Origin of the sequence: Pseudarcicella hirudinis (assembly GCF_900115665.1) — a bacterium.
Taxonomy (GTDB): domain Bacteria; phylum Bacteroidota; class Bacteroidia; order Cytophagales; family Spirosomataceae; genus Pseudarcicella; species Pseudarcicella hirudinis.
Genome location: NZ_FOXH01000025.1, coordinates 1 through 10,774 on the forward strand (window position 1 = coordinate 1; position 10,774 = coordinate 10,774).

A 10,774-nucleotide genomic window follows, 5' to 3' on the forward strand; every position below is an offset into this window, starting at 1 on the left:
CTAAACAGAATAGAAGATTTGGCAGTAGAAACGGCAGCAGCCAAAAGCAGTATCAAATGTGGTTGTGATGGATTGATGGATTATCTGACAGGAGATGGTAACTGTCAAAGTGTGATATACAACCTTGAGCTGCTCAAAAGAGATATATCAAAAAACAAAGTGAGTCATAAACTTAGCAATCCGGCAGGAGGTACCGGTCAGGTAAAAGTAGGAGAAGTTTGTATAGACAATCTGCAGATCAGATTTTATGGAGACAACCCCGAAATAAACCCTTTAAGCAAACAGAAAACCCAGGAAGGAATAGATTTTAATGCGGCTAATTCCGGCAATATAGTATTGAATGTAAATGTATTGGATAAAGCAGAGAAGGACAAGAAAATAGAAGCTGTCTGGGGGTATTTGGGGGATAAAACTGAGGAAGACCATCAAGCTACCTTTCCCGTTACAGGCACACAATTACATGAGATATTCCCGGACACACCACAAGACAGATGTGATGAGGTGGCTGCTTTACTGAACAAATATTCAGATAAGTTTGAGATAAATACTCCTTTGAGGATGGCTCATTTTTTAGGGCAAGTTGGTTGGGAATCTGGTCGACTAATGGCAATGGGGACAAAAAGCGGTGAAGGTACTTGTTACAAGGAAAAAAGCACAGGATGGAATATTTGGTATAAATTAACATGGAAAGAATTGCCTTATGACCATACAGGATGCCCTGATGCACCTGACAATAATTCTCAAAGGGTAAAGAATAAGAATTCGTGGTCGTCGATTTCAGAAGTACCTAAAAAATACATTTGTGATGGAGGAGAAGTAACAAGTAAAATAGCAGGTAAAAACTTGTTTTGCTATGTGTATCGATGTGAGGGTGGAAATGGAGATGAGAATAGTTGCGATGGATATACCTATCGAGGTCACGGTATTATGCAACTAACTTGGAAAAAACAATATGAAGCTTATAATAAATGGCTTGTTTCAAAAGGATTTTCAAGTGATTATAAAAGTTTGTTGTCTGATCCTGATGAAGGTTTTAAGGATATGGAAATTGATATTTTATCAGGCATGTGGTACTGGGATATAAATACATGTAATGAGGCTGCGGATAAGATAAAAAGTGGATGCACACAGGTAGAATTTGATAAGATTACAGGAAAGATTAATAAAGGTTTAGTTGATAGCGATAAAAGAAAAATAATATTTGAAGATTCATATAAAATTTTAAATAAATGAGAAATAAAGGATTGATTTTTCTAGGGCTGTTTTTTTTGTGTCAAATTACAGGAATTGCCCAAAACAATATATCATGTCAACGCTTGTTAGAAAGAACATGGATGTTAGATACTGAAAATATATATCCACCATATAAGTATGAAAACTATATGCAGTATATTCTATTTCATAAAAACTCTCGCTTTCAATATGATTTTCACCCGAAAGATTCTAAACCATTTAGTGGGAATGCACACATTTTTAAATATTATTTTGTAGAAGACTCAGTTTTTAATTTACTAATCGCAAATGAGTATAAAGATGATAGTATGATAATAGACTTTTTCAATGATAGTAAAAACAAAAAGTATTTACATGATGATTGTATTCTTGATTTTTCAAAAGAAATTATAATTGCTAATGTTATTCATGCTACCATTGAAAATGAATCTATAACTGATGCTCATTTATATCAATATCAGTTTTATGATAAAGACACATTTAGTCAGTATGGTTTTGGTTGGACTCCAGGTCAACCTCAGATAGGCTATCTTTATCGCTTGGCTACTAATGTACCTCGAGAAGTAATGATAGAGATTCAAAATGTTAATAAAATAAAATTTAAAACACTGACCCAAAAGCAAGGGGTAATTTTTAGCGTTCCCAACAAAAAGACCAATATGTATCTATTAAAGGGTGATATTGTTGAGGTTTTGGAAGAGAAGAACCAATGGCTAAAAATCCGCTACTACGGCAGCAAAACCATCGAAGGCTGGATAAAGAAAACAGATGTAGAATAGCTATAATAAAGCAGGTCGGAAGGCTTGCTTTTCTTTTTGGTATATCAATGCTGTTTGGGGGTATCTGGGGGATAAAACCCATGAAGACCATTCTCACGCTGCCTATAGTCTTTTTAATCTAAGTCTATATCCAGCGAATTGCTGACCCTTTGATGTAAGTATCGGGAATGTTAAGACGTAAGCTCGACAACTTTTCAGATTGATTCAAATTAATGGTATGGCCTTAAAAAGACAAAAGGAGTCGTTAAAAACAACTCCCTGTGCAAATTAATAGTTCTACACCTATTATTTTTAGCGTGGTGGTAAAAAAACATGGGGTACCAACGGATACCCCCGTTTCCTAAATACCTAACCACTAATTTCTTTCTATCCGAACATATTGTTTCCCAGATAGCTCCTCGTTTTTTCGAGAAAATCTTTCTTTTTTCTTCTGGAAATCGAAATTCTTTTTCCGTCTTTTAATAACACATACATTTCCTCCTTAACGTCAAACTGACTGAGATAATGCAAATTTATCGCAAAAGATTTGTGTACACGTACAAACATTTTAGCATCTAATTTAGCTAAAAAATCTTTCATTGTACGTGATACCAACAATTTTTTTCCATTGTTAAAATAGAACATTGTATAATTGCTGATAGCCTCCAAATGTGAAATCTCACTCCAGGGTACGGAAATACTTTTCTTACAACATACGGGCAAAGATATAAATTGTTCTGAAAAGTTGTTAGACAAAGGTGAATTTTTTCCATCCTTTTTTAATGCGCTAACAGGAAGTGAGGTAAGTTTTGTATATGTTGTTGTAATCATGATAGTTGTTAGTTTAGGTTCAATAATACTTTCATAAGCACTATCTGGTAGCCAAGACAACAATGCAAAGTTGAAGAGAATAATATCCTTTGTCAATCACACAATGATGTGAGATTGAATTCTATTAAACCTTCCAGTCTATCATAACATAACTCAGGCAAAACTACTATTATTCAGAATCTCATTAATCTAATCGGGTATAGCTATCTGCCGCTTCAGACTATTCTTTCATGAATAGCTTTGGCTACAGCTTCAGTTTGTGAATGTACATGAAGTTTTTCATATATTTTCTTAATATGTGAACGAACTGTATCCATACTGATACCACATTTATCGGCAATCATTTTATAACTGTTACCTTTCACCAGCAAGCTTAGAATTTCGGTTTCACGTTCTGTCAGATTATGTGAGTTATCATACGGAAGTTTAACCATAGCATTTTGCTGGGAAGGAAGCATCTGTAATACTTTCCTGGCAATACTTGAGGTCATTGGTGCTCCACCGTGATGAGCGTCGTAAATAGCTTCCAGGAGTCGGGCGGGAGGAGTTCTTTTTAGTAAATATCCGACAGCTCCTGAACAAATAGCTTCAAAAATGTACTCGTTATCTTCAAAAACAGTGAACATTAATACATTTATGGCAGGCGAAATTTGTTTTATGGTCTTTAAACCTTTAATCCCATTGGCAATGGGCATATCAATATCCATGAGTACTACGTCAGGTTTTAGCTCCTGCATTTGTTCAGCGACTTTCTCACAATTCACAAACGCACCTATCAGCTCAAACCCCATTGATCCTTTTAGTAAAACAGATAAACCTTCCCTTAAATCAGGATTGTCTTCATATACCACTATTTTAATTGGATAGGATGTCATTTTTACGGTGTTGGTTATATAGGTCGTATCACATTTTTATATGAGTTAACAGCACTACAGGATAATACTTAAACTTAATTTTATGTTAACGACAGCGGTTTTTCAAACAATATTACAACAAAAACTTATTAAAAGGTATCACATCATTATGTGATTCATTTGATGTGGAATACTTTTATTTTTTTATTACATTGTGAAAATCACATTTTTAATAATCTGGAGATTACTTTGAATATTGATTTTTATCACATCCTGATTTCAAAGCAGGAGTTTTTGTATTTTTGTACTTCGAACAGACTTTTACTCCTGGTGAACAGGTATTATTTCTCATTTCCAGAATAAGCCATTCTTGAGTCAGGAGTCCGGACAACATTCTTAATCAAATCGACAGTGAAAAAAACACTTATTCTTTATGTTATGGTTTTGGCAGTTACCATTTCATGTAACAGCAAAAAATCTCAGGAGACCAGCAAACCGGATTCATTGATTGTAAACAGTTTTGCCGGCCCTGTCTCTTCTCTCGAAGGGCAGTCCCCGATTTTCAGAACAATCCTTAAAAGTGATGCCGGAATGGCAAGAGGGATCAGTATAGGAGATTTATTTCAAAGTACTGTCCAAACTGAAAAAGCACCATTGTCTGAAACACAACCCGAAAACGGCAAAGGATTTACAGAATATTTCGATGACTCCGACCTTAATTTTGTAGATATAACTTATACCAAAGATCAAAGTGATAAAGTTGCCTCAATTACTTTGGATGTATATGTTGAAAGAAAATCAGCGGTTGACAGTTTGTTCACAGAGTTTAAAACATACTTTTCCAGAAAATACGGAAAGAATACAGTAAATGGAAAGGGGCTTGTATGGAAAGTGCAGGATAATAAGAGTGCTGTCTTGCAGGATGTGAGTACTGAAAAGGATCCCGGTATCAAGATTTTGTTTGTCAGAGAAAATGAATTGAAAACGGTGCTTTAACCAGTCCGAAACAAAAAGTAAAAGCCCTTGAACTGTATGAACAAGGGCTTTTACTTTTATATAAAAGTTCGTTTCAAAATCTTAAACTTTGTAAACCCAACCATGGGTATCTTCTTTTTTACCGATTTTGATGTTATTGATTTCCTCATATACTCTACGTGAAAATGCATCTTCCGGACGTTCAGGAAGTACATAATCATTTCCTTCAAAACCAATGGTACTGATTGGCGCAATAACAGCAGCTGTTCCTGCTCCAAAAGCCTCCTGAACAGAACCATCTTTAATACCATTCACCAATTCTTCGATTGATAACTTACGTTCTTCAACTTTCATACCCCAGTCATGAGCAACCTGTAATACAGATTTGCGTGTAATTCCATCAAGAATCGTATCGCCTGTCGGAGCAGTTACCAGGGCACCATTGATGACAAACATCAGGTTCATTGTCCCGGCTTCTTCTACATATTTATGTTCAGCAGCATCCGTCCAGATAATCTGGTCATAACCGGCATCATTCGCAAGTTTAGTCGGATATAAAGATCCGCCATAATTACCTGCATTTTTAGAGAAACCGACCCCGCCATGAGCAGCACGGATATATTGGGTTTCAACTCTTACTTTCAAAGGCTTCGAATAGTAAGCACCAACAGGGCAGTTGAAAATAATGAATTTATATGTCTTTGAAGGAGAAACACCTACATATTCGTCAGTAGAGAATATAAAAGGACGAATGTACATCGAACAACCTGGCTTATCAGGAATCCAGTTGGCATCCAGACGCAAAAGCTCAGAAAGTCCTCCCATAAAAATTTCCTCAGGAATTTCAGGGATACACATACGAACAGCTGATTTATTAAGTCGTGCCCAGTTTTCCAAAGGTCTGAAAACCAAAATATCACCAGACTCACTTTTATAAGCCTTCATCCCTTCAAAAATCGCTTGTCCATAATGTAATGACATCATCGCAGGGCTGTACGAGAGGTTTCCGTACGGGACAATTTGAGGTGTTTGCCACGCTCCATCTTTATAATCAACGACCAGCATGTGGTCTGCAAAAGATCGTCCAAAAACTAGGTTGTCAAAATCAACCGCATCTATCCTCGACTTTTCTATCGGATGGATTTCGATATTGATGGTCTCTGTCATTGTAATATGAATTTTAAAAATTACGAATTTTGAACTGGTTACTTATGCTTTGAATCGGTTATTGTCAGGAATACTTTCTGGTTAAATCCTCGGTTTCCATGCAATTTCTTCAATATTAAGCTCTTTATGCATCATTCTGCACAGTACAAATAAATAATCTGAAAGCCTGTTAAGATATTTTATAATAAGGTCATTAATCTGACTCTCTTCTTTCTCTGCAAGTCTGATCACCAGACGCTCTGCTCTTCTGCAAACAGTTCTGGCCAAATGTCCGAATGAAACCGATGTATGTCCTCCCGGTAAAATAAAGTACCTCATAGGTTCAAGTTGTGAATCCATTTGGTCCATTTCCTTTTCAAGGAGAAAAACATCACTTTCAAGCAGATCAGGAATTTTCTTTCTTACCTGTTCAGGTTCGGAAGCAAGAATAGAACCAATTGTAAACAATCTGTCCTGAATTTCTTTAAGTAATTCTTTCCGTACTGAATTTACAGGCTGATCTCTGACTAATCCTATATAAGCGTTTAATTCATCGATAGTTCCGTAGGTTTCAATTCTTAATTCCGCTTTTGAAATCCGGGTTCCACCAACTAAGGACGTAGTACCTTTATCACCTGTTTTGGTATAAATTTTCATATTTCCGACCAAATTTTATTTGGCATTACAAAACTATGTTTTTTACAGGAAGTTTTATTGAAAAATCTTCAAAAAATATTTGTCATAACAACGATATAAGAGTTTTCGAAAAAATCATTAGATTTCATGGAGGAGGTACTGTAATTTTGCGGAAAAATTGATTTTGTCATTTATAAGCGTTTCCTACCGGAATCTGTCATCAGAAAGATGTGGAATTTTTCAAGGTAGATAATTTATTCAAAAATGTCCATAGAATTCTTTGTTTCACGTACCTGGCGATATGCTTCAATTATTGCCTTTATTGTTTTTTTACTTTTCACTTACCGTGGTCTTCCGGATTCGACAGCTGTGCATTTTAATGAATCAGGACGTGGAGATGGATTTTTGCCAAAAGATGAAGTATTTTATCTGTTTGTAGGGATTATGCTGGGTATTAACATTCTGTTAATTCTGCTGGCTAAAAGTGTTGAAAAACTTCCGGTCAGAGCCTGGTCATGGCTTCCGAATAAAAAATGGATAGAAGAACCCAAGCAACTTAATGAGTCGATCTCAAACTGGTTCAACTTTCTTCCTGCCATAATTAATACTTTTTTAATTCTTGTATTAAGAGTCCTGTTATTATTAAATGACGAACGTACTTTTGACTCAAGTTATACATATCTTATTATAATAGGTTTGGTATTAATGATCGCATGGTTGTTTTATCTGCCGGTAAAACTTCTTTATACAAATCCTGAAGTAAAGGCTGAATATTAATAAAACTGCTGTTTAAAGGATTTTATAATTCTATTTGAAAAGATTCGGAAAACATGCCCGATGAGCTGATAAAAGTTTCACGAGCTGTTTTCTTTAGTTGCCAGAAAATTAGTCTTGAATATTCCCGAAATTAATCTTGAACTATATACTTACGATTTGCCGGATGAGCGAATTGCTAAGTTTCCTTTGCCCAAAAGAGATGAATCGAAATTGCAGGTTTATCGCCAGGGTGAAATTATACATACAGGCTTTAAAGCAATCGGTGATTTTCTGCCTGAAGAAAGCCTTTTAGTGTTTAATAATACTAAAGTAATTCCTGCCAGACTGCTTTTCCCCAAAACTACCGGAGCCGTTATTCAGATATTCCTGCTTCATCCGGTGTTGCCGACGCCGGTAATCAATCTGGCGATGAACATCAGGTCTGAATGTGTATGGGAATGTATGATCGGAAACAGGAAGAGATGGAAATTGGGAGATTCTCTCGAAATGACGCTTCAGATAGACGGGAAAGAAGTAGAAGTAAAAGCTGAATGGTTTGACGATGAGAAATCACATGTGAAATTTTCATGGCAATTGAAAACTGAAAGTCATGAGGATATTCCGGATTTTTTAGAGATTATTCAGGCTTTTGGACAAATCCCTTTACCACCTTATTTAAACAGAGAAACCACCGAGGAGGATTTAAAAACATACCAGACTGTTTATTCTGAAAAACAGGGTGCAGTCGCTGCTCCGACGGCCGGACTGCATTTTACGGAAGAAGTGCTTCAGGATCTGAGTCAAAGAGGAATCAGGCAGGACTTTTTAACTTTGCATGTCGGAGCCGGAACATTTCAGCCAATCAAGGTTAAAAATATTCTGGAACACAAAATGCATAATGAGCAGCTTGTTTTCAGTAGAAAAAATATTGAAACCCTCCTTCAAAACATTGGAAATATTATTCCGGTGGGAACAACCTCTATGCGGGCCCTCGAGAGTTTGTATTGGTATGGAGTGAAACTACTTACTGAAAAAGATCAGAATCCTGATTTTTTTATTGAAAAGCTTTATCCTTATCAGTACGGGAATAATTCAGCAACAGCAGAAGATGCACTTCATGCGATACTCAATAGAATGATTGAAGATCAGGTAGAGGAGATTACAGGCGAAACAGAGATTTTTATTTTTCCGGGTTATGTCTTTAAACTCTGTAAAGGGATTGTAACGAATTACCATCAGCCGGAAAGCACCCTGATTTTATTAATTGCCGCCCTGATCGGAGAAGATTGGAGAAAGATTTACCGGGAAGCATTGGAGAAAGATTATCGCTTCCTTAGTTATGGAGATTCGTCATTACTATTACCCTGATTTTTATATTTTTGTAAAAAGAGAAAGAAAATGACTGTTTTCGATCACATCAGACAGCTAACAACAGCAGATACTGCTTATTATATACTACAATGACTAAGAATTTTATCGAAGAATTACGTTGGAGAGGAATGCTCCATGATATGATGCCGGGGACCGAAGAGCAGTTGAACAAGGAAATGACTGCCGCTTATATTGGTTTTGACCCGACAGCTTCTTCACTACACATCGGAAATCTGGCAACAATAATGTTGCTGAAGCAATTTCAGTTATCAGGACATAAACCTTTCGCTTTGATTGGAGGGGCAACCGGAATGATTGGAGATCCGTCCGGAAAAGCAGCAGAAAGAGAATTTCTTTCTGAGGAAGCATTAAGATATAATCAGGAATGTATCAAATTACAGCTGGCTAAATTTTTGGATTTTGATTCGGGGATTAATTCTGCGGAATTGGTTAATAATTACGACTGGTTCAAAGAGTTTTCTTTTCTGGGTTTTCTGAGGGAAGCTGGTAAATTTTTATCGGTAAATTATATGATGTCGAAAGACTCTGTGAAAAAGAGACTTGAAACCGGCATTTCATTTACTGAGTTTTCATACCAGTTGTTGCAGGGATATGATTTTTATTGGTTATATAAAAATAAGAATATCCGTTTACAAATGGGTGGCTCTGATCAGTGGGGCAATATCACAACGGGAACAGAAATTATACGAAGAAAAGAAGGTGGTGCTGAAGAAATAGAAAATAAGGCCTTTGCACTTACCACTCCATTAGTTACCAAATCAGACGGAACAAAGTTTGGAAAGTCTGAATCCGGAAATGTATGGTTAGATCGTAACATGACTTCGCCATTTCAGTTTTACCAGTTTTGGTTAAATGTGGCAGATACTGATTGTCCGAGATTATTACGGGTCTTTACCTTATATAATAAAGAAGAGATTGAAACCCTGGAAACAGAACATGCTGCTGCACCGCATTTACGTATTATGCAAAAGGCCCTGGCTAAGGACGTAACAATACGAGTACATTCTTCAGGAGATTATGAGAATGTGCTGGCGGCTTCAGAATTATTGTTTGATAAAAATATTACAGAGACTTTTGAAAGCTCTTCTGAAGAAGTTATTCTGGCCTTGGATACAATTAATGTGAAAAAGTCTGATTATGATAACTGTGGTAATGTAACAGATTTCCTTGCTACCTTAATAGTTGATGAGAAAGGAGAGCCGGTTATCTTCAAATCAAAAGGAGATACACGTAAGGCAATTGCCTCAAATGCTGTCAGTATTAATAAGAATAAAGTACAGGATGCAAATCAAACCTTGAATTTTACCTTACTAAGGGGATGTTATATCATAGTAAACTTTGGTAAGCAGAAAACTTTTGTGGTAAAATTGGTATAATTTGATTCTTTAAAAATAAAAAAGAGCGGTATTGAAAAGACTTTTTCTTCAATACCGCTCTTTTTTTATCAGTAAATGAAGATTGTTATGAGGCAAAGTGTACCTTTTTTGGAAGTTTTAGGTATTTTTATTAGGAATAGAGAGAGGTTGATGTTGTGGTAAATGTAGGTGGGGGGGGATAGAAACAGGAGAAAATTGAGAATAAATATAATGGTTGAAAAAGGTAGTGTGGTAGGGAGTGTTCTTGTTGCAAAAAAGTTCAATTTTTTTTCAAGGTGTAAATGAGTGTTTCTTAGGGAGTTGGATTGTGGGAGATCAAAAAGTTGCAAATATTTTGAAAAAAGGTTTGGTGGATAAAAAAAAGAGGTGAATCTTTGCACTCCCAAACGGCGGGAACGAGAGAGGTTGAGGAGAGAGAGAATAGGTTTAGCGGGTTAGGAGAGCGAGATAGAGAGGGTAGGCTGAAAAAATATTTTAAATATTTTTTTGTTTTTAAAAAAAAGCTTCTTACCTTTGCACTCCCAAACGATGAGAGAGTAAAAAAATAAGAGTTAAGACGAAAGAGTTTTGACGGCGATATTAGAAGATTGATTGATTCGATTTTTTGATAAAAGAGTTCTTTGACGTGCTGATAAGATAGAATAAAGAGATATTAAGGATCTAAGACAAGGATTGTTATTGTTAAGATTCTTTAATAAGAAATAGACAGAACAATCAAACAAACATTTACAATGGAGAGTTTGATCCTGGCTCAGGATGAACGCTAGCGGCAGGCCTAATACATGCAAGTCGAACGGTGTAGCAATACATAGTGGCG

At 36.0% G+C, this 10,774-nt stretch carries 10 protein-coding genes and 1 rRNA gene; 7 read left to right on the forward strand and 4 right to left on the reverse strand.

Annotated elements, in window-relative coordinates; genetic code table 11:
• Window positions 1-18: 18 nt before the first annotated feature.
• Together BM179_RS24850 and BM179_RS24855 are read left to right on the forward strand one after the other, a co-directional pair.
• Entirely contained in the window at window positions 19-1,233 is a 1,215-nt protein-coding gene (locus tag BM179_RS24850; RefSeq protein ID WP_143095321.1) for a glycoside hydrolase family 19 protein, read from the forward strand.
• On the forward strand, window positions 1,230-2,012 hold the full coding sequence (locus BM179_RS24855) for an SH3 domain-containing protein (RefSeq protein ID WP_092019859.1): 783 nt from the start codon (window positions 1,230-1,232) through the stop codon (window positions 2,010-2,012). Before BM179_RS24850 ends, BM179_RS24855 begins: the two co-directional genes overlap by 4 nt.
• A gap of 366 nt (window positions 2,013-2,378) precedes the next feature.
• Here the strand turns inward: BM179_RS24855 and BM179_RS24860 are convergent, their stop codons facing one another.
• A complete protein-coding gene (locus tag BM179_RS24860) occupies window positions 2,379-2,822 on the reverse strand; it encodes a LytR/AlgR family response regulator transcription factor (RefSeq protein ID WP_092019860.1) in 444 nt (147 codons plus the stop codon).
• A 215-nt stretch (window positions 2,823-3,037) separates the two neighbouring features.
• Window positions 3,038-3,697, reverse strand: coding sequence for a response regulator (locus BM179_RS24865; protein ID WP_092019861.1), 660 nt, complete (start codon window positions 3,695-3,697; stop codon window positions 3,038-3,040).
• A 390-nt stretch (window positions 3,698-4,087) separates the two neighbouring features.
• Between BM179_RS24865 and BM179_RS24870 the strand changes: the two genes are divergently transcribed.
• Window positions 4,088-4,672: a hypothetical protein gene (locus BM179_RS24870; protein WP_092019862.1), complete on the forward strand. Its 585-nt coding sequence runs from the start codon at window positions 4,088-4,090 to the stop codon at window positions 4,670-4,672.
• Between the two features lie 81 nt (window positions 4,673-4,753).
• Here BM179_RS24870 and BM179_RS24875 read toward each other — a convergent pair whose 3' ends face one another.
• Both BM179_RS24875 and BM179_RS24880 read right to left on the reverse strand, forming a co-directional pair.
• Complete coding sequence (locus BM179_RS24875; protein ID WP_092019863.1) at window positions 4,754-5,818, reverse strand: branched-chain amino acid aminotransferase; 1,065 nt, start codon at window positions 5,816-5,818, stop codon at window positions 4,754-4,756.
• A gap of 81 nt (window positions 5,819-5,899) precedes the next feature.
• The gene (locus BM179_RS24880; RefSeq protein ID WP_092019864.1) at window positions 5,900-6,454 is read right to left on the reverse strand and encodes a cob(I)yrinic acid a,c-diamide adenosyltransferase; all 555 of its coding nucleotides are present in this window, start codon (window positions 6,452-6,454) and stop codon (window positions 5,900-5,902) included.
• A 243-nt stretch (window positions 6,455-6,697) separates the two neighbouring features.
• Here BM179_RS24880 and BM179_RS24885 point away from each other — a divergent pair, with 243 nt between their 5' ends.
• The 4 genes from BM179_RS24885 to BM179_RS24900 all read left to right on the forward strand — a co-directional run.
• Window positions 6,698-7,210 carry a DUF1648 domain-containing protein gene (locus BM179_RS24885; RefSeq protein WP_092019865.1) on the forward strand — a complete coding sequence of 171 codons (513 nt, stop codon included), beginning with the start codon at window positions 6,698-6,700 and terminating at the stop codon, window positions 7,208-7,210.
• A gap of 114 nt (window positions 7,211-7,324) precedes the next feature.
• Window positions 7,325-8,557: an S-adenosylmethionine:tRNA ribosyltransferase-isomerase gene (locus BM179_RS24890; RefSeq protein ID WP_310586986.1), complete on the forward strand. Its 1,233-nt coding sequence runs from the start codon at window positions 7,325-7,327 to the stop codon at window positions 8,555-8,557.
• 92 nt (window positions 8,558-8,649) lie between these two features.
• On the forward strand, window positions 8,650-9,957 hold the full coding sequence (gene tyrS, locus BM179_RS24895; protein ID WP_092019866.1) for a tyrosine--tRNA ligase: 1,308 nt from the start codon (window positions 8,650-8,652) through the stop codon (window positions 9,955-9,957).
• A gap of 728 nt (window positions 9,958-10,685) precedes the next feature.
• Window positions 10,686-10,774 (forward strand): 16S ribosomal RNA (locus BM179_RS24900); the annotation flags it as partial.